Origin of the sequence: Paraburkholderia sp. BR10923 (genome assembly GCF_040948765.1) — a bacterium.
Classification (GTDB): Bacteria; Pseudomonadota; Gammaproteobacteria; order Burkholderiales; family Burkholderiaceae; genus Paraburkholderia; species Paraburkholderia youngii.
The window spans coordinates 313,991-332,719 of sequence record NZ_JBFPKO010000007.1 but is presented as its reverse complement, the minus strand read 5'-3'; the positions used below and the strand labels follow the sequence as shown (position 1 = coordinate 332,719).

Annotated in this window: 16 protein-coding genes; 10 read left to right on the top strand and 6 right to left on the bottom strand. The window is 61.6% G+C overall.

The window, feature by feature from the left end; translation table 11 throughout:
• Positions 1-402 precede the first annotated feature (402 nt).
• From AB3X94_RS16085 to AB3X94_RS16040, 10 genes are all read left to right on the top strand, one after another.
• Entirely contained in the window at positions 403-1,692 is a 1,290-nt protein-coding gene (locus AB3X94_RS16085) for a glycine betaine/L-proline ABC transporter ATP-binding protein (RefSeq protein WP_368612066.1), read from the top strand.
• Positions 1,689-2,570: an ABC transporter permease gene (locus AB3X94_RS16080; RefSeq protein WP_368612065.1), complete on the top strand. Its 882-nt coding sequence runs from the start codon at positions 1,689-1,691 to the stop codon at positions 2,568-2,570. The genes AB3X94_RS16085 and AB3X94_RS16080 overlap by 4 nt, the downstream gene beginning before the upstream one ends.
• A gap of 139 nt (positions 2,571-2,709) precedes the next feature.
• Positions 2,710-3,591, top strand: coding sequence for a glycine betaine ABC transporter substrate-binding protein (locus AB3X94_RS16075; RefSeq protein WP_176109042.1), 882 nt, complete (start codon positions 2,710-2,712; stop codon positions 3,589-3,591).
• 122 nt (positions 3,592-3,713) lie between these two features.
• Positions 3,714-5,009: a serine hydroxymethyltransferase gene (gene glyA, locus AB3X94_RS16070; protein WP_368612064.1), complete on the top strand. Its 1,296-nt coding sequence runs from the start codon at positions 3,714-3,716 to the stop codon at positions 5,007-5,009.
• A gap of 74 nt (positions 5,010-5,083) precedes the next feature.
• Positions 5,084-5,971, top strand: coding sequence for a dihydrodipicolinate synthase family protein (locus AB3X94_RS16065; RefSeq protein WP_176109040.1), 888 nt, complete (start codon positions 5,084-5,086; stop codon positions 5,969-5,971).
• A 5-nt stretch (positions 5,972-5,976) separates the two neighbouring features.
• A complete protein-coding gene (locus AB3X94_RS16060; RefSeq protein ID WP_368612063.1) occupies positions 5,977-7,308 on the top strand; it encodes an NAD(P)/FAD-dependent oxidoreductase in 1,332 nt (443 codons plus the stop codon).
• 17 nt (positions 7,309-7,325) lie between these two features.
• Positions 7,326-8,819 carry an aldehyde dehydrogenase gene (locus AB3X94_RS16055; protein ID WP_176109038.1) on the top strand — a complete coding sequence of 498 codons (1,494 nt, stop codon included), beginning with the start codon at positions 7,326-7,328 and terminating at the stop codon, positions 8,817-8,819.
• 371 nt (positions 8,820-9,190) lie between these two features.
• On the top strand, positions 9,191-10,192 hold the full coding sequence (locus AB3X94_RS16050; RefSeq protein ID WP_176110615.1) for a LysR substrate-binding domain-containing protein: 1,002 nt from the start codon (positions 9,191-9,193) through the stop codon (positions 10,190-10,192).
• A gap of 85 nt (positions 10,193-10,277) precedes the next feature.
• On the top strand, positions 10,278-11,312 hold the full coding sequence (locus tag AB3X94_RS16045) for a GlxA family transcriptional regulator (RefSeq protein WP_176109037.1): 1,035 nt from the start codon (positions 10,278-10,280) through the stop codon (positions 11,310-11,312).
• A gap of 134 nt (positions 11,313-11,446) precedes the next feature.
• Entirely contained in the window at positions 11,447-12,520 is a 1,074-nt protein-coding gene (locus AB3X94_RS16040; protein ID WP_368612062.1) for a phytanoyl-CoA dioxygenase family protein, read from the top strand.
• Between the two features lie 68 nt (positions 12,521-12,588).
• Here the strand turns inward: AB3X94_RS16040 and AB3X94_RS16035 are convergent, their stop codons facing one another.
• The 6 genes from AB3X94_RS16035 to AB3X94_RS16010 are packed head-to-tail and all read right to left on the bottom strand — an operon-like array spanning position 12,589 to position 18,679.
• Positions 12,589-12,981, bottom strand: coding sequence for a Na+/H+ antiporter subunit G (locus AB3X94_RS16035; RefSeq protein ID WP_368612061.1), 393 nt, complete (start codon positions 12,979-12,981; stop codon positions 12,589-12,591).
• Between the two features lie 8 nt (positions 12,982-12,989).
• Complete coding sequence (locus tag AB3X94_RS16030) at positions 12,990-13,265, bottom strand: K+/H+ antiporter subunit F (RefSeq protein ID WP_008922284.1); 276 nt, start codon at positions 13,263-13,265, stop codon at positions 12,990-12,992.
• On the bottom strand, positions 13,259-13,753 hold the full coding sequence (locus tag AB3X94_RS16025; protein ID WP_176109035.1) for a Na+/H+ antiporter subunit E: 495 nt from the start codon (positions 13,751-13,753) through the stop codon (positions 13,259-13,261). Before AB3X94_RS16025 ends, AB3X94_RS16030 begins: the two co-directional genes overlap by 7 nt.
• A gap of 2 nt (positions 13,754-13,755) precedes the next feature.
• Positions 13,756-15,549: a monovalent cation/H+ antiporter subunit D gene (locus AB3X94_RS16020; protein ID WP_368612060.1), complete on the bottom strand. Its 1,794-nt coding sequence runs from the start codon at positions 15,547-15,549 to the stop codon at positions 13,756-13,758.
• Complete coding sequence (locus tag AB3X94_RS16015; RefSeq protein ID WP_368612059.1) at positions 15,546-15,878, bottom strand: Na+/H+ antiporter subunit C; 333 nt, start codon at positions 15,876-15,878, stop codon at positions 15,546-15,548. The genes AB3X94_RS16020 and AB3X94_RS16015 overlap by 4 nt, the downstream gene beginning before the upstream one ends.
• Positions 15,878-18,679, bottom strand: a complete 2,802-nt coding sequence (locus AB3X94_RS16010) for a monovalent cation/H+ antiporter subunit A (protein ID WP_368612058.1) — start codon at positions 18,677-18,679, stop codon at positions 15,878-15,880. Before AB3X94_RS16010 ends, AB3X94_RS16015 begins: the two co-directional genes overlap by 1 nt.
• Positions 18,680-18,729 lie beyond the last annotated feature (50 nt).

The window sequence follows — 18,729 nt, the reverse complement described above, 5'->3', positions numbered from 1 at the left end:
TGGTCAGCCGCAAACCCAAGCCCGCTTTAACTTCAAACGAATTCCACGTGCAGTCGCGCTTTTCTGCGAAAACTACACAAAAGCGCCCCATTACCAAAGGTATGGAAAAGTACCCAGAAAATGTAGCTGGGTAGTGCAATTTGACGCGCTACTCTGCAATACATGCATTAGGCACCATTGAACGCGATGACGGCGCATGATTATTCTGCGTCCTACCCGAAAAATAGCGTTTCGTTCAATTGCATGGCGCTGCGATGTTTGCTTTCGGCTCTTGCATTCGCACTTCTGCGATGAAACTGGCTCGGAGGCGGCTAAAAGAAGCGAGACACGCAAGTGGCGGCCCTGCAAAGGTCAATACGTCACGCGCTTCAATTTTTTGAACCTGCCAGTTGAGATGACAGAATGGCCCAAAACCTGACGTTCGCACCAGGAGACGTTGTCCATCCCGGTGCAATCAACGCGGAAGACGCTTCCGCCGCAGCGAAACCAATCGCAGTCTCCGGGACCGATATTCTTTCGGTCAAGAATCTGTCGAAAATCTTCGGGCCGAAGCCAGAGCGTGCCGCTGACCTCGTGAAGCAAGGTCTAGGTCGGAACGAAATTTTCGAAAAGACCGGCAACATGGTTGCAGTCAATAACGTCAGTCTCACCGTCAAGGCGGGCGAGATCTTCGTGGTGATGGGCCTGTCGGGTTCCGGTAAATCGACGCTGGTTCGACTGCTCAACCGCCTCATTGAACCCACGTCCGGCCAGGTGGTTCTCGAAGGCCGTGACATCGCACCGATGTCCACCTCGGAACTGCGCGAAGTTCGCCGCAAGAAGATGGCGATGGTGTTCCAGTCGTTTGCGCTTCTGCCGAACCGCACGGTGCTCGACAACATCGCGTACGGACTCGAGGTCGCTGGTCTGAAGAGGGCCGAACGGTACGAAATCGCGCGTGCCGCGCTGACGAGAGTCGGTCTGGGCTCGTACGAAAAGCTGCTTCCCAGCGAATTGTCCGGCGGCATGCAGCAGCGCGTCGGCCTTGCACGCGCACTGGCAGTGAACCCTTCGGTGCTTCTGATGGATGAGGCGTTCTCGGCACTCGATCCGCTGATTCGGTTCGAAATGCAGAACGAGCTTCTGCGGCTACAGAAGGAAGAGCAGCGGACCATCGTCTTCATTTCGCACGACATCGAGGAAGCCATCAAGATTGGCGGCCGGATTGGCATCATGAAGGACGGCTGTCTGATTCAGGTCGGCACACCTGCCGAGCTTATCCAGTCGCCTGTAGACGCGTACGTGCGGGACTTCTTCCGCAATGTCGACGTCTCCCGCTTTCTCAGGGCTTCCACGCTGATGACCGGGGTAGACCGAAGGCTGCTGTCTTGCGACATCGGCACGTCCGCTGAGCGTTACCTCAATCATCTCATCGATAGCGGCATGGAATGCGGCTATGTATGCGACGGGGCAGGTCGATACCAGGGCTGTGTCACGCCAGCATCACTTCACAAGGCGGGTACGCGTCCGGTACGGGACGCGCTGCTCCGCGATGTGAATGCGGTTTCACTCGATGCGGACTTGCACGAGCTCGCGTCCATCGCATTGAGTCAGGAACACGACGTACCCGTCACTGATACGGCCGGAAAGCTCGCAGGCGTGGTGTCCTGCCGGACGATACTGAAGCAGGTTATGGAACGGAGGGCAGCATGAATTCGTCAATCATCGGCAAGTTTGCGGAAGACGCCGTCAATTTTCTCTTTCAGCATTTCCGGGGCGGCTTCGACGCATTCTCTGCGGCGCTAGGAGCAGTGGTCAAGCTGTTGGAGGACGGACTAGGCGCCATCCCATTCGTCGCCATGCTCGTCATCTTCGTGGCTTTCGCGCTATGGCGGCGCGGCATCGTGTTTGCGGTGTTCGTGGGCATTGCGCTGTCGGCGATCCATTACATGGGACTGTGGACTCAAACCGTCTCCACGCTCGCGCTCGTGATTGCCGCAACATTCTTCAGTCTGGTCGTTGGTGTGCCACTGGGCATCTGGGGGGCAAGGAACAAGAGGGTAGAAGTGGTCTTGCGCTCACTGCTCGATTTCATGCAGACGATGCCAGCCTTTGTCTATCTGATTCCGGCCGTCATCCTGTTCGGATTGGGACGTGTTCCAGCCGTGATTGCCACTGTCGTTTTTGCCATGCCGCCCGTCGTGCGTCTCACCACGCTGGGTATCCGGCAGGTGCGGGAAGAGTTGCTGGAGGCAGGGCGCTCTTTTGGCAGCACGGACATGCAACTTCTCTGGAAAATCCAGTTGCCGAACGCGCTGCCGTCCATCATGGCCGGCGTGAACCAGACCATCATGATGGCGCTTTCGATGGTCGTCATCGCATCGATGATTGGCGCCGGTGGCTTGGGCGAGTATGTGTTGAGCGGCATTCAACGGCTCGACATCGGGATCGGCTTCGAAGGTGGCCTCGGAGTCGTATTGCTTGCCATCGTGCTCGACCGCCTGACCGAAAGCTTCGGCATGAAGGCGAAGAAAGCAAAACGCAGCGGGCGAGCAGCAAAAGCCGGCACAGGCGCCGCGGCTCGCACCTGACGGAAACCACCCGTTGCCGCTGATTGCACGGCGGGTGCGGTGCGATCAGCAAAGGCAGTATCGAGATTAGGTACCGGGCCCGTCGTTTAGCCGAGTCCATCGAATCTTCAATGATTTTCTCTTCAAGTAGGAGTGCGATATGAAAAGCCATCTGCTCAAGTCGCTTATTGCGAAAGTAGCGATATCGGCAGTCGTTGCCATGAGCGTCGGCGCTGGGTCAGCCGTCGGGGCCGAACCAATCAAGGTGGCAGTAACAAACTGGGCAGACGTGTTGGCCGTTGCGAACGTGGCCAAATACGTGCTCGAGACCAGGCTTCAGCAGCCGGTCAAGTTTGTGCAGGCGGATATCGGCATTCAGTATCAGGGCGTCGCGCGTGGCGACCTCGACATCATGGTGGGAGGATGGCTGCCGGTCACCCACGCGGCCTATTACGCGAGGTACAAGAACGATATGGATGATGTCGGCGTCATCTACACGGGAGGCAAGAACGGCTGGGCCGTGCCGGCGTACGTTCCCGAGTCGGAACTGTCGTCCATTTCCGACCTCAACAAGCCGGACGTCAAGGCCAGGCTGAATGGGACGATCGACGGCATTGAGCCGGGCGGTGGTCTGATGCAGGCGTCCGAAAAGACCATCAAGGGCTACGACCTCAACGGCTACAACCTGCAGTCGTCGAGTGAGGCCGGCATGCTCGCTGGCGTTTCGCGAGCCTATCAGTCGAAGCAATGGGTGGTTGCCACGGTGTGGAGTCCCCACTGGCTTTTCCAGAAGTGGCAGATGCGTTATCTGAAGGACCCGAAAGGCACCTTGGGTGGCGAGGAGCAGGTTCACGCCTTCGCGTCCAAACAGTTCGCAACCAGGTATCCCCGTGCAGATGTCTTCTTCAAGCATTTCAAGCTGACGCTCGCTGACGTCGAATCGATCGAGTACGAAGGCAATGCCACGAACGACTATGCAAGCGCAGCGAAGAAATTCGTCGACGCACATCCTGACAAGCTGAAGGACTGGTTGCAGCAGTAGGTAAAGGGCGATTTCGCCGGGAACGAGTGGAGTCCGTCTCGTTCGCGGCGATTCGGCCATTGCCCGCATCAACTGTCGTACTTGCAAGTCTTGCTTCAAACGATTTGATCCGGAGTGAACACGTGAACGAGAACTCACGCTTTTTTGCTGAAACCCTCCAGAGCCGCGACCCGGTTATCGCATCAGAAATTGCGTTGGAGCTGCGCCGACAGCAAACGCAGATCGAGCTGATTGCGTCCGAAAACATCGTCTCGGCTGCGGTGATGGAAGCGCAGGGTACCGTGCTGACCAACAAGTATGCCGAGGGATACCCGTCGAAGCGCTATTACGGCGGCTGCGAGCACGTGGATAGGGTGGAAGCGCTCGCCATTGACCGCGTCAAAGCCCTGTTCGAAGCCGAATACGCGAACGTGCAGCCTCATTCGGGAGCGCAGGCGAACGGCGCTGTGATGTTGGCGCTCGTGAGGCCGGGCGACACCGTGATGGGCATGTCGCTCGATGCGGGCGGCCACCTGACGCACGGAGCCCGCCCGGCGCTTTCCGGCAAGTGGTTCAACGCTGTCCAGTACGGCGTAAGCCCGGATACGTACCGCATCGACTACGAGCAGGTCCGGCGGCTCGCGCAAGAGCACCGTCCTAAGCTCATTATCGCGGGCTATTCGGCCTATCCACGCGCTTTGGATTTCGCTGCATTTCGCGAGATTGCCGATAGCGTTGGCGCGCTACTGATGGTCGATATGGCGCACATCGCGGGCATCGTTGCAGCCGGCCGGCACGAGAATCCTATTCGCTTCGCAGATGTGGTGACGTCGACTACCCACAAGACGCTTCGCGGTCCGCGAGGCGGGTTCATCCTGACGAACAACGGCGACATTGCGAAGAAAATCAATTCGGCCGTATTCCCGGGCCTGCAAGGTGGCCCGCTAATGCACGTCATCGCGGGTAAAGCGGTGGCATTCGGCGAAGCGCTTCGTCCGGAATTCTCGGCGTATATCGACCGGGTGTTGCGTAACGCACATGCGCTTGGCAACGTTCTCAAGTCGGGTGGCCTGAACCTCGTGACGGGTGGAACGGACAACCACCTGCTGCTCGTGGATTTGCGCTCGAAGCGCCTGACCGGTACGCAGGCTGAAAAAGCACTCGAGCGTGCGGGCATCACCTGCAACAAGAACGGTATTCCATTCGACACGGAGAACCCGACCGTCACTTCGGGAATCCGGCTTGGCACACCTGCAGGTACCACTCGCGGTTTTGGGACCGAGCAGTTCGAGCAGGTTGGACACATGATTCTGGAGGTTTTGGCCGCACTCGAACAAGCGCCCGACGGCGACGAACGGGTCGAGCGCGCTGTGCGCGGCCGCGTGCGAGACCTCTGCAACCAGTTCCCGATTTACTCACATGCGGACGCGCTCGTTTAACCCACAATAGAGCGAAATGACTTCGACAAGTCGTCGGAAAACGTTGCCATTCCTTATTTGAAGAGAGAACCAAGATGAGCTTCGAGGGAGTACATACACCGCTGGTTACGCCGTTCAAGGCGGACGGCGAAATCAATTACGAATTGCTCGGCAAGCATGCGGCCAAGCTGGCGGGGCGTGTCGCGGGTCTGGGCGTCGGCGGGACCACGGGCGAATACTATGCGCTCAGTTTCGACGAGCGTGTCCGGACGTTCAACACCGTAGCCGAAGCAGCAGGCGGCAAAACGTATCTGACGGCCGGCATCAACGCGACTACGACGAATGAAGTCATTCGCCTCGGGCAGGAAGCGAAGCGCGCAGGTCTGCCTGCATTGCTGCTTGCCGCGCCGTACTACGCCCAGCCGACGCAGGAAGAACTGCTGACCCACATGCTGAAGGTGGACGACAGTCTCGACATGCCGATCATGCTTTATAACTTCCCAGCCCGCACGGGAACGGATATTGGCGATGCCGTGCTGGAAAAGCTGCTCGAACGCCCGAACTTCGTCGCGATGAAGGAGAGCACCGGCGATATTTCGCATTTGCATCACCTTGCCACGCACTTCCGCGACCGGCTGGTGCTGAGCTGCGGCATGGACGACCAGGCGCTCGAGTTCTTCGTTTGGGGCGTAAAGAGCTGGGTCGGAGGCGCGTCCAACTTCCTGCCGGAAGCTCACACCGCGCTGTTCGATGCGTGCGTAAAGCGCAATGACTTCGAATCCGGCCGCAAGCTGATGGCCCAACTGCTGCCTGTGCTCGAACTGCTGGAACGCAGCGGGAAGTTTATTCAATACGTTCGATACGGATGTGAGCTGGCAGGTACGCCTGTCGGTGTCGCCCGGGCGCCGCTCGGCACGTTATCGGAAGACGAGCGCAGCGCGTTCTCCAGGCTGGTTCAACCCCTGTTGCGCGACGCGCAGTAACGTTCATGGCCTCGAACCTGGAATTCGCGCGCTTCCCGGCTCCGGATGGGGTGAACGGGTGGTGGGAAAGTCTGCCGCCGCCTCGCCCCGCCGATACCGTCTCGTCTGAACGGCGATTCGACTGGGTGATTATCGGCGGTGGAATCACGGGGCTATGCGCTGCCCGGCGGCTGGCTGAATTGGCGCCCGCCGCCTCGATAGCACTCGTCGAGGCCGACCGTATTGGGCGCACCACAGCCGGACGCAATTCCGGGTTCTTCGTCGATTTGCCGCATGACATCAGCAGCGAAAGCTATTCGCGAAGCGTTGAGGCGGACAAGGCGGATATTCGACTGCAACGCCACGGTATCGACTACGTACGGTCGGTGGTGAAGCAACACGGCATCGACTGCGACTGGCGAGATGACGGCAAATTCCATGCTTCGGTGAACAGGAAGGGTCACGCGGCACTGACTCACTTCGCCGACGGACTCGCTCGCATCGAGGAAGACTTTGAATGGCTGGATGAAGCCGCCATCGCGAAGGTGACTGGCACCGGGTTTTACCACGGAGCGCTGTTCACGCCAGGATGCAGCACCGTCCAGCCGGCAGCCCTGATGCGTGGCCTTGCCGCGACTCTGCCGGCAAATGTGAAGGTTTTCGAGCTCAGCGCGGTGAAGGGAATCGAGGACCAGGGGGCGAACAAAGTCTTGAGCTTTGCCGCAGGGAAAATCGTGGCGAAGCACGTGATTCGTTGCACCAATGCCTACGCGGCGACATTCGGCGGGCATCCGAACGGTCTGTTGCCCGTATACACGTTTGCGTCGATGACCCGTGTGATGACGCCGGACGAAGTGCGGCAACTGGGCGGCACGCGCTCATGGGCACTGATTCCGGCCGACCCGATGGGTTCGACTGTACGGCGTCTGATTACCGACCGCATCTGCGTTCGCAATCATTTCGCGTTCCGGCCCAGCCTCGAGTTGTCGGAAGCTGATCTCGCGAAGGCGAAGAACCTGCATCAACGCTCGTTCGAGCGGCGCTTTCCGATGCTGAAGGACGTTGAGCTCGAGTACACCTGGGGCGGCCCGCTGTGTCTGTCGGTCAACAACGGGGCACTTTTTGGGCGCCGTGGCGATGGCGTTTTCGAAGCCGTCGGGTGCAATGGTCTGGGTCTGAGCAGGGGCTCCGCGTCAGGGAAGCTGATCGCCGAATACGCACTCGGTCACGACAACGACCTCGTTCACCAGCTATTGAATCAACCGCATCCGCGCTCGCTGCCGGTTCGTCCCATTGCCGACGTCGCTGTCACCGCGGCTATCTGGATGAAGGAATTTTCGGCGGGAGCCGAGCTTTAAATCTGTGAGGACAGGACATGACGACCTATCAGGAATGGAAGCAAAGGGCAGAGAACTTGTCGCTGGACGGACGAGCGTTTATCGGCGGGCAACGATGTCCGGCGGCATCGAACGAGACATTCCAGACCCTGAATCCATCGACGGGAAAAGTACTGGCCGGGATTGCGAAGTGCGAATCGAAAGATATCGACCGGGCAGTCGTCGCGGCGAGGGATGCGTTCGAGTCCGGAGTGTGGTCAAAGGCAGCACCCGCAGAGCGAAAAGCAGTGCTTCTGCGTCTCGCGCAACTGATTGAGGAAAACGCCGAAGAGCTGGCGCTTCTGGAGGCGCTCGAGGCCGGCAAGCCAATCGGCGAGTGCATGGGACTGGACATTCCGGAGTCGGCGGCATGCATCCGCTGGCACGCGGAAGTCACCGACAAGCGATACGACGCGCTGTCGCCGTCGGGCGCGAGCGTCGTGAGCATGATTACCCGTGAACCGATTGGTGTCGTGGGCGCAGTGTTGCCGTGGAATTTCCCGGCGCTGATGCTCGCGTGGAAAATTGGTCCGGCGCTTTCGGTCGGCAACAGCGTCATCGTGAAACCCGCGGAGCAGACGTCTCTATCCACGTTGCGCATCGCGGACCTGGCGTTGCAAGCCGGCGTGCCCGCGGGTGTGTTTAGCGTCGTTACCGGCTTCGGCGAAAGCGCAGGCGAGGCATTGGGCCGACATGCCGACGTCGACCTCGTTGCGTTTACCGGCTCGACGGAAACGGGAAAGCGATTCCTTCACTATTCCGCCGACACCAACCTTAAGCGGGTCGTGCTGGAATGCGGTGGCAAGAACCCGCAAGTGGTGCTTCCCGACGTCGCGAATCTCGATGCTGTTGCTGAGCAGGCGGTGGCCGCCGCGTTCTGGAACATGGGCGAGAACTGCAGCGCGGGCTCGCGGATTCTCGTTCCGTCTGCCACCAAGGCGCAGTTGCTCGAAAAGGTACAGGCCGTTCTCGAAGGATGGAAGACGGGCGACCCGCTCGACCCCGAGGTGAAGCTCGGCTCTCTGATTGAAGAAAAGCACTATGAAAAAGTGCTCGCGCACATCGAGAAGGCGAAGTCGGAAGGGGCGCGCCTGGTTTGTGGCGGCAAGGCCACTCGCACTGGCACGGGCGGATGGTTTGTCGAGCCGACCATCTTCGATAACGTCACGCCGGAGATGAGCATCGCACGTGAAGAGGTCTTTGGTCCTGTCGTCTGCTTTATCGAGTACGCTGATGTCGACGAAGCGGTGCGGATTGCCAACGATACGTGCTACGGACTGGCCGCATCGCTGTGGACCGACAACGTCAATCACGCGCACAAGATTGCCGCTCGTATCCGCGCGGGCACGGTGACGGTGAACTGCTTCGGCGAAGGCGACCTGTCGACGCCATTCGGCGGCTTCAAGCAATCCGGCTTCGGCGGTCGTGACAAGTCCGTTTATGCGCACGACCAGTATTGCGAGCTGAAGACCACCTGGCTGAAGCTGGATTGAATCCGTCCAGACGAAACAACCGTTCTCAGCGATGGTCGCGCAAAGCATGACACCGGGCGGCATCAATGAGCAGATGCACAGCGAACTCAGCCGTCGAGGGGCATGCGACCTGTACAAGGACGCACTTGATGGGGCGCTGAGGCGAATCCAGGGGCACGCATAGCAGGCAGCCGCGAAGCGTAATATAGACAGATGGGGCGGCTGACATTGGCTGCCTGTCCTGGTCAGCTAACCCGAAGACTCACAAACCATTTCTGCGCGAGAGCGCTTTGGCTCGGACGTGGGTTCGACGCACTGTCAGGGGCAGTGCGCGGCGTTTGCGGCGCTATCTTCCGGCCGCACGGGCGCTTCCGTTTCACAGGGTGATAGCCATGCAAAAGAAACAGGTGTTTGCCGACCGATTGCTCACTCAGATGCCGTCTTTACGGGCGCTCAAATGCTTCGTCACGGCCGCTCGATACGAAAGCTTCACACAGGCAGCCGAGGTGCTGTGTGTTACGCAGGCGGCAATCAGCAGACAAATCAAGGAACTCGAAGACTCGCTCGAAGTTGCGCTGTTCGAGCGCACGGGAAGGCACATCGCGCTCACCGACGCGGGGCGCATTCTGTACAACGCGTCCTATCTGTCCATCATGAACATCGCCGAGGCGGCACAGGCGGTACGCCGGACCGACAAACATGCGCTGACGCTGTGCGTTTCGCACACTTTCTCGGCGCTATGGCTGTCGTTCAGGCTGCCCTCGTTCCGCAAGCGCTTTCCGGACATCCGGTTGCACGTGATGGTGACGGAGCACTTCATGGAACTCGATGATCTGATGGAACCGGACATCATCATCACCAAGAATCCGCCACGCGAACCGGAATACGAAACCGAGCCGCTCTTTCATGATGTCGTGTATCCGGTCTGCAGCCAGTCGTTTTACGAGCGTCATTTTCAAGGCAGGTACGTTAAACCGCTGGACCTTCTGTCGCACGCCACGCTCAATCTTTCGTTGTTGGGGCGAGCCCAGATTTGCGAACACGTCGACTGGTCCGTGTGGCGAAACTGGTTTCAGGAAGGTGATGGTCCGGACAAACTGGTCGAGAACGAACGCCTGGAAAGCAACGATTATCGACTTTTGGTATCGCAAGCTGAAGCTGGCGAGGGCACCCTGCTTGGCTGGCATCACCTCGTTCACCGCCAGGTCGAGCAAGGGATACTGGTTCGTCCGGTACAAAACGCGCTCGAATTTCACGACCGGCATCATTACTTGATCACGCACAAGAACGCAAAACTTCGTCCGGAATACCTTCAGTTCCGCGCATGGCTCGGGGAGGAAGTGGGCGCAATGATGCGCGAATGGCGAGGTGTCGAGGCCGAAACGACGAAATAAGGCGTGCGGATCTCGGTCGCGGAACGTGCGAACGTCATTGCATGATGATCGCGGCCAACTCAGCAAGCATTAATGCAGGCAGTTCATGTTTAACGATCCAATCAGCCCCAAAGCCAGTGCCACGCGGCCACTTCGCTTTGGAATCGTGCTGCTGCCCAACTTCACGTTAACCGCATTTTCCGGGTTCGTGGATGTGCTCAGGTTGGCAAGCGATGAAAGCGACATGAGCAGACACGTTCGCTGTTCGTGGACCATCGTCGGGGAGTCGCTGGTTCCAGTCAGAGCAAGCTGCGGAATTCAGGTAACGCCGTGGACGACTTTCGATGAGGCGGGGTCCTTCGATTACGTCGTGGTCGTCGGTGGATTGTTGCACTCGGGACCGCCCGCAAGCAAAGCCACGATTCAGTTCATTCATGATGCAGCGGCAACATCAGCGACGCTGGTCGGAATCTGCACCGGGGTGTTTGCGTTGATGCGCGCCGAGGTCATGGACGGATATCGGATGTGTGTGAGCTGGTTTCACTATTGGGACTTCGTCGAGCGTTTTCCTGGCGTGGACGAGCGCAATCTCGTTGCCGACCGGCTCTTCGTCATCGACCGACGTCGCATTACGTGCTCGGGCGGGCGCGCTTCCATCGACGTTGCCGCAGCTATTTTGCTGCGACATTTTGAGGCGACGATCGTACAAAAGGCGCTGCGTATCATGCTCGTCGACGATGCACAAAAGGGAAACGCCCCCCAGCCATACCCACCGGGGCTCGAACCGGCGACGCATCCCAAAGTAAGGCGCGCAATCCTGCTGATGGAGCAGCACATCGGGCAGCCGCTTTGCATGGCTGAACTGGCGCGACGTCTCGAGATGTCGGTCCGTCAGATCGAACGTCTGTTTACAGTGCAGACTGGCAAGTCGCCCCAGGCGTATGCACGACAGATTCGGATACGAATGGCATCGTGGCTGCTTACCAGTTCGGACCGCACGGTCGCTGACATTGCTTCCTCGTGCGGCTTTTCGGACGCTTCTCACCTTGGCCGCGAGTTCAGAAAGGAGTTTGGCGAATCGCCTAACGCTTATCGCGTGGCGCGACCGCCGAGTCAAACACATGCGTTTGCCGATGCTTAGCGATTGACGAGCGTGATGGCCCGGTCGCGAGCGGCGCTGCGCATAGTGACGACAAGGGAAGGGTGGTGCGGCAAAACCAACGTGCTAGACTGCGTCGGTGGTCATTCGCAACATAAACATTGCCGATACCCAACATGAATACTTCGTTCGTGGATCCGTTGCCAGGCGTCCCCGATGTCGAATCACCGTTCTTCGACGAGCTATTCGCCCAGAAGGAGGCATCTGAAAACGTTTTACGTGTGGCCAGACAGCTGCGGGACAATGGCTTCGCGATTATCGATTTTCCAGATGCCGAGTTCGACGCTCGCGCGGAGCGAATCAAATCGAAATTTCATGGAAGGTTTGATTTCGACCACTGGCGCGACGAGCTCTGGTATAAAAATGACGGTATGAGAGTGCAGGACGCGTGGGAGAGCGACGCGGACGTGAGATCGCTGGCCTCCAATCCCCAGATTCTTCATCTTCTTTTCCAGCTCTACGGGCGCCGCGCCATCCCATTTCAGACCTTGAACTTTCCTGTCGGAACCCAGCAGGCTATCCACAACGACGCCATACACTTTTCGTGCGTTCCCGAGCGCTTCATGTGCGGCGTATGGGTCGCCCTCGAGGACGTGGACGGCACCAATGGCGCGCTCGAATACTATCCGGGCAGTCACAAGTTTCCGACCTATGTGAACGAGCATATGGGCGTCTGCTCGGCGACGCAGCACAAGCCGACGGCCCACTACGCTCAATACCTGAACCTCTGGAAGCAGTTGATCAGCAAAGCGGGAATCGCGCCGGTAACGTTCCACGCCAGGAAGGGGCAAGCACTGATTTGGGCTTCGAACCTGCTGCATGGCGGCTCGAAGCAATCCGATCCAACCCGCACCCGTTGGAGTCAGGTCACGCACTATTACTTCGAAAACTGCGTGTACTACACCCCTGTGGTATCTGACCCGGCGTTCGGTCAGACCCACTACCGACAGATCAAGGATGCCAGCACGGGTTTCGTACAGCCCAATATTTATTCTGGAGTCGAGGTCGAGCATGCCGTGATCGAACGCAGCATGCCTGATGCGTTCGAGCCTTACGCGAGGCCGAAACTTCCAGCGGACTTCGATCCCGCGGTGTACCTGCAACTCAATCCCGACGTCGCGGCAGCCAATGCAGATCCCGCGGCGCACTTCCTCGAATACGGATGTCGGGAAGGGCGTCGGTGGCGGTAGCCTGCCCGTGGCATGCTGGCAACTGATGTCGCGCGGATCGTCACGAGAAGCGCGACGCCCGGCAAGCCTCACCTCTCGTCGTTCTCACGCAGGTCCCCCGTATCCCCCCGGTTCGCACTCGCCCCCGTGGCAGGTGGACGCCCCCGCGTCGCCCGCCACAGCGGCACCCCCTGCTGGGTCCCAGCCTTGGCCAGCATATGTGCACTGATCGGCGCGGTAAGAAACAGGAACGCCGGAATCAGCAACTCGTGCAGGCTCGCGAAGTTGTTATGCGCGCTGAAATACACCACCGACGCGAGCACGATGCCGCCCACACCGAGCGTGGTCGACTTGGTCGGACCGTGCAGCCGCATGAAGAAGTCAGGCAGTCGCGCGAGCCCGACCGCCCCGATCAGCGTAAACAGACTGCCGACGAGCAACAGCAAACAAACGATCGCTTCGACAAAGGTTTCCATCGGCATACCTCACGCTAGTTGAGTTCGATGATGTCGCCGCGCTGCAGGTACTTGGTGAGCGCGACGGTGCCCACGAAACCCATCACCGCGATCAGCAACGCCACCTCGAAGAGAACCGTCGAGCGCAGGCTGATGCCGTACACGACGATCAACGCGATCGCATTGATGTTCAGCGTGTCGAGCGCGACGATGCGATCGGGCAGCGACGGACCGCGCACGAGGCGCCACAGCGTGAGCAGGAACGCGATGCCGAGGATCGCGAGCGAGATCGGAATCACGATGGCTAGCATGCGAAGATCTCCATCAAAGGGGCTTCATAACGGGACTTGATCAGCGCGATGAGCGCCGCTTCGTCGTCGAGGTCGAGCACGTGCACGGTGAGGCGCGTGCGGTCGTCGCTGAGTTCGGCGCACAGCGTGCCGGGGCTCAGCGAGACCACGCTGATGAGCACCGTGAGCGCGATTTCGTGGGTGCTGTCGAGCGGCACTTCGATGAACGCCGGGCGCAGCCGGCTGGTCGGGCCGAGCACGAGCAGTGCGACCTCGACGTTGGCCACGATGATGTCGACCAACACATGCCAGGCGAGACGCACGAGCAGCCGCGGCCGGCCGAAGTGCATCGGCCGCAGCCACAAGCCTTCGGCGACGCGAAAGGAGATCACGCAGCCGAGCACGGCGCCGAGCAGCAGATTGCCCGGCGAGACGTCGTTCATCAGCAGCACCCAGCAGATGATCAGCAACACGGTGAGCCACGGGTGGGGGAAGAGCCTTTTCAGCATCGTCAGTTCCCCTGAGCGTCGGCCGCGGTCGCGGCGGCCGCCGGTGGCGAAGGTCGCGGCGCGGGCAGGATCGCGTGCACATAGGCTGCGCGATCGAATAGCTGCGCGGCGGTATCGGTGAGATAGTGCCGCACCGCGCCCGCGCCGAGCGTGATGGCCGCGACGCAGCCGAGCAGGACCGCGCAAGCGGCGAGCTTCGCATTGCTGCCGCGCGGCGCGCGCTCCTCTTCGCCCGCGGCGGCGCGCGCGGCCGGCGCGGCCCACAACAGGCGTGTGCCCGTGCGGCTCAGCGCGACGATCGACAGCAGGCTCGACAACAGTACGGCCGGCCACAGCACGCCTGCCGCGCCGGTCGGCGTCGCGGCCAGCACCATCGCCTTGCCGAGGAAACCCGACAGCGGCGGCAAGCCAGCGGCACCCACCGCGGCGATCAGATAGAGCAGCGCGGCAAGGTTCGACGGCCACGGTGCACGCGTGCGCGAGGCCGCGTCGGGCGGAGCTTCGGCTTCGGCGCGAGCCGGTTCTGCGGCTAGCGCGGCGAGCGCGCCGGCCGTTTCGACCAGCAGCGGCTGCACGCGCGCCCGCGTCGCCACCGCCTCGCCGTCGGGGTCGGGCGAGAAGACCGCCGCGGCCGCGTCGTCGAGCGCTTCGAGGGAGCCGGGCTCGATCGCATTGGTATCGGCATCGGCATCTGCGGAAACGGCTGGCTGGATGGCGTGCGCTGTCGAAGCCTGCTCGGGTTCGAGCGTGTCGGCGAGCAGGAACAGCGCGCCTGTGCAGAGCGTCGTGCTGATCAGGTAGTAGAGCAGCGCGCTCCATGCAAGCGGCGTCTGTTGCGCGATCGCCGCGATCAGCAGCCCCACCGAAACCAGCACGAGATAGCCCGTCGTGGTCTTGAGACTCGACACCGCCAGCGCACCCAGCGCGCCGAACCCGATCGTCGCGATCGCGAGCCACCATGCCCACTGATGCATGAACGCATCGAGCACGCCGCCCGCTGCGCCGAATACGAGCGCGTCGCAGCGCAGCATCGCGTAGATGCCGACCTTGGTCATGATCGCGAACAGCGCGGCCACCGGGCCGATGGCGCTGCGGTAGGCCTGCGGCAACCAGAACGACATCGGAAACACGGCGGCCTTCAGGCCGAACACCAGCATCAGCGTCGCGCCCGCGAACTGCGCGAGTGGCAGCGTGTCGGGGTCGAGCCGCGCCAGACGTTCACCCATGTCGACCATGTTCAGCGTGCCCGTGACGCCGTAGAGCACGCCGATCGCGACAAGAAAGAACGACGAGCCGACCAGGTTCAGCAACAGATAGTGCAGTCCGTTGCGCACCCGTCGCGCGCCGCCACCATGCAGCAGCAGCGCGTACGACGCGATCAGCAGCAGCTCGAAGAACACGAACAGGTTGAAGAGATCGCCCGCGAGGAAGGCACCGTTCAGACCCATCAGCTCGAACTGGAACAGCGCGCGGAAATAGCGGCCGCGCCTCGCGTCCTCGCTCGATGTGCCGAGCAGGCAGCAGACCGCGAGCACGGCGGTTAGCACCAGCATCAGCGCGCCGAGCCGGTCGAGTTCCAGCACGATGCCGAACGGTGCGGGCCATGCGCCGAGCGCGTAGCTGGCGATCTCGCCTTGCGCGGCGCGCGCCATCAGCAGGCACGCGACGGGCAGCAGCGAGATGATGGCGAGCGCGTTCAGCGCACGCTGCAGGCGCTGAACGCGCAGCGGCAGCGCGACGATCACGCCAGCGGAAAACAGCGGAATCAGGATCGGGAGCAGGAGGACGTGGTTCATTCGCCGCGCGTCTCCTCGTCATCGACGTGATCGTTGCCCGTGCTCGCGAACGAGCGCAACGCGAGCACCACGGTGAAGGCCGTCATCGCGAAGCCGATCACGATGGCCGTCAGCACGAGCGCCTGCGGCACCGGATCGACGTATTGCGCCCCCGCCGTGATGACCGCTGGTTTGCCGATCGCGAGCCGGCCCATGCCGAGCAGGAACAGGTTGATCGCATAGGAGAACAGCGTGATGCCGAGAATCACCGGCAACACGCGCGCACACAGCAGCAGGTAGATGCCGCACGCGGAAAGCACGCCGATCGCGACGGCAAAAGCGGCTTCCATCAGCTTTTCTCCACGGACTGCATGTCCTTGTCGCGCACGCCGAGGTGCGAAACGATCGTGAGCGTCGTGCCGACCACCGCGCCCATCACGCCGAGATCGAACAGCATCGCCGTGGACAGTTCGATTTCGCCGATCAGCGGCACGTGCAGATGCCCGAAGGCGCTCGTCAAAAACGGCTGCCCGAACGCGAGGCTGCCGAGCCCGGTGGCCGCGGCGATCAGAATGCCGAGGCCCGCGAGCGCGCGGTAGTTCAGGTGGATGCGCGACTCCGTCCACAGCACCCCGCTCGCGACGTACTGCAGCAATAGCGCGATCGAGACGATCAGCGACGCGATGAAGCCGCCGCCTGGCAGGTTGTGGCCGCGCAGGAACACGAACACGGCGACGAGCACGGTAAGCGGCAGCATCAGTCGAGCGAGGATCGCCAGCATCAGCGGATGCGATTGCGACGACCACGGCCGGCCGTCCGGCCCCGCCTCGGGCGACTTCAGGCGCAGCCCGCGCAGCAGCGCCTTGACGGCGAGCCCTGCGACCACGAGCACACTGATTTCGACCATCGTATCGAAGCCGCGGAAATCCACGAGGATCACGTTGACGACGTTGTGGCCGCCGCTGCCGGGCAGCGCGTTGGCGAGGAAGTACGGTGCGATGCCAGCCAGCGGCGCGCTCGTCATGATCCTGTACGACACGGCGCCGAGCAATGCGCCGCCCGCGAGCGCCAGCACGCCGTTGCGCAGCCGGACCGGGATCGGCTCGACGGCGCGTTGCAGCGCGGGCAGGAAATAGACGGCCAGCACGAGCAGCAGGATCGTGACCACTTCGACGGAGATCTGCGTGAGCGCGAGATCGGGCGCGGAGAAGCGCACGAAGGCAAGCGACACGAGCAGCCCGCAGGTGCTCAGCATCACGAGTGCGTAAAGCGTGCGCGCACGCACCAGCACTACGCCGACGGCGAGCAACGCCATCAGCACGAGGCCGGCAAGCGTGAACGGATCGGGTGGCAGGCGCGTGTAATTGCCGCTCCACGTGTCGAGCGCGACGAGCGGCACGCCCGGCACGATCAGCATCGCCGCGATCAGCCATGCGAGGTAGGCCGGCAGCGAGCGCGTCTCGAACACGCGCACGATCACGCCGGCGCTCTGTTCGAGACGCTGCACGAAGCGGTCGAAGATCTCGCTCGCGTTCAACTCGGTGAGCGCCGTGCGACGGTGGCGGAACGTATTGCGGCGCAGGAAAAAGAGCGTCGCGCCCGCCGCGAACGACACCACGCTCATCACGAGTGGTGTGTTGACGCCGTGCCACAGGCTCAGGCTGTAGTCGGGCAGCTTTCCGCCGAGCGTGATCCACGCGGCCGACTCGAGCAGCCTGCCGATGCTTTGCTGCGGGAACAGGCCGATCAGCAGGCACAGCGCCACCAGGATCTCGACCGGCAGCCTCATGAAGCGCGGCGCCTCGTGCGGCGGATAGTGCGGCAGGTCGCGCGGCGTCTCGCCGTCGAAGAACACGCCCCAGACGAAACGCAGCGAGTACGCCACGGAGAGCGCCGCCGCCGCGATCGCGATGACCGGCACGGCGAGGTTCAGCGGCCCGAACATGCTTTGCGCGAGCGTTTCGCCGAAGAACATTTCCTTCGACAGAAAGCCGTTGAGCAGCGGCACGCCGGCCATCGACAGCGACGCCACGCTCGCGAGCAAGGCCGTATGCGGCATGTACCTGCGCAGGCCGCGCAGACGGCCCAGATCGCGCGTGCCCGTTTCGTGATCGACGATGCCCGCCGCCATGAAGAGCGACGCCTTGAACACCGCGTGGTTGACCGTGTGAAAAAGCGCGGCGACCGTCGACAGTTGAGTGTCGAGACCGAACAGGAGCACGATCAGGCCGAGATGGCTGATGGTCGAATAGGCGAGCAGGCCCTTCAGATCGCGCTGGATCAACGCCATCCCCGCGCCGCCGACGAGCGTGACGAGTCCGGCCACCGTCGCCGTGTACGCCCACAGGTGGGTGCCTTCGAAGACCGGATAGAGACGCGCGAGCAGGAACACGCCGGCCTTCACCATCGTCGCCGAATGCAGATAGGCCGACACGGGCGTGGGCGCCGACATCGCGTGCGGCAGCCAGAAGTGGAAAGGAAACTGCGCGGACTTCGTGAACGCCGCGAATAGCGTGAGCAGCAGAATCGCCGGATAGCGCGGATCGTGCTGGACCTTGGCAAGCTGGGGGAGCACGTCGTTCAGCTCATAGCTGCCGCATACGTGGCCGAGCAGCAGCACCGCCGCAAGCAGCGCGAGTCCGCCCGCGCCGGTGATGGTGAGCGCCATGCGCGCGCCGCGCCTCGCGTCGGGCCGCGATGGCCAGAAGCCGATCAGCAGGAACGACACGAGGCTCGTCAGTTCCCAGAAGATGACGAGCAGCAGCAGGTTGTTCGACAGCACGATGCCGAGCATCGCGCCCATGAAGAGTAGAAGCTGCAGGTACAGACGCGGCAACGTATCGCTGCCGGCGAGGTAGTAGCTGGCGTAAATGAAGATCAGCAGGCCGATCGCAAGTACGAGCAACGCGAACATGAACGACAGGCCGTCGAGACGCAGCGACAGCGCGAGGCCGATGTCGGGCACCCACTGATGGCGCCATTGCAGCACGTCGCGGTCGGCCATGCCCACGCGTTCGGTGAGCAGCAGAGCGCAGCCGAACAGCGCCGTCGCGAACGCGATCCAGGTGCTGAGCGCGGCGGCGCGCCGCCTCGTGAGCGCGATGAGCGCCGCGGCCATGAATGGAAGTAGGACGAGCCACGCCAATACCATTCGATGCCCTCCGGGAGTTCGAGTGTCAGGCGGTGTCGCTGGCCGGTGGG

Excerpts from the sequence above, each read along its gene's own strand:
- AB3X94_RS16085 (WP_368612066.1), top strand. The coding sequence starts at position 403 with ATGGCCCAAAACCTGACGTTCGCACCAGGAGACGTTGTCCATCCCGGT.
- AB3X94_RS16080 (WP_368612065.1), top strand. The coding sequence starts at position 1,689 with ATGAATTCGTCAATCATCGGCAAGTTTGCGGAAGACGCCGTCAATTTT.
- AB3X94_RS16075 (WP_176109042.1), top strand. The coding sequence starts at position 2,710 with ATGAAAAGCCATCTGCTCAAGTCGCTTATTGCGAAAGTAGCGATATCG.
- AB3X94_RS16065 (WP_176109040.1), top strand. The coding sequence starts at position 5,084 with ATGAGCTTCGAGGGAGTACATACACCGCTGGTTACGCCGTTCAAGGCG.
- AB3X94_RS16060 (WP_368612063.1), top strand. The coding sequence starts at position 5,977 with ATGGCCTCGAACCTGGAATTCGCGCGCTTCCCGGCTCCGGATGGGGTG.
- AB3X94_RS16055 (WP_176109038.1), top strand. The coding sequence starts at position 7,326 with ATGACGACCTATCAGGAATGGAAGCAAAGGGCAGAGAACTTGTCGCTG.
- AB3X94_RS16050 (WP_176110615.1), top strand. The coding sequence starts at position 9,191 with ATGCAAAAGAAACAGGTGTTTGCCGACCGATTGCTCACTCAGATGCCG.
- AB3X94_RS16045 (WP_176109037.1), top strand. The coding sequence starts at position 10,278 with ATGTTTAACGATCCAATCAGCCCCAAAGCCAGTGCCACGCGGCCACTT.
- AB3X94_RS16040 (WP_368612062.1), top strand. The coding sequence starts at position 11,447 with ATGAATACTTCGTTCGTGGATCCGTTGCCAGGCGTCCCCGATGTCGAA.
- AB3X94_RS16035 (WP_368612061.1), bottom strand. The coding sequence starts at position 12,981 with ATGCCGATGGAAACCTTTGTCGAAGCGATCGTTTGTTTGCTGTTGCTC.
- AB3X94_RS16030 (WP_008922284.1), bottom strand. The coding sequence starts at position 13,265 with ATGCTAGCCATCGTGATTCCGATCTCGCTCGCGATCCTCGGCATCGCG.
- AB3X94_RS16025 (WP_176109035.1), bottom strand. The coding sequence starts at position 13,753 with ATGCTGAAAAGGCTCTTCCCCCACCCGTGGCTCACCGTGTTGCTGATC.
- AB3X94_RS16020 (WP_368612060.1), bottom strand. The coding sequence starts at position 15,549 with ATGAACCACGTCCTCCTGCTCCCGATCCTGATTCCGCTGTTTTCCGCT.
- AB3X94_RS16015 (WP_368612059.1), bottom strand. The coding sequence starts at position 15,878 with ATGGAAGCCGCTTTTGCCGTCGCGATCGGCGTGCTTTCCGCGTGCGGC.
- AB3X94_RS16010 (WP_368612058.1), bottom strand. The coding sequence starts at position 18,679 with ATGGTATTGGCGTGGCTCGTCCTACTTCCATTCATGGCCGCGGCGCTC.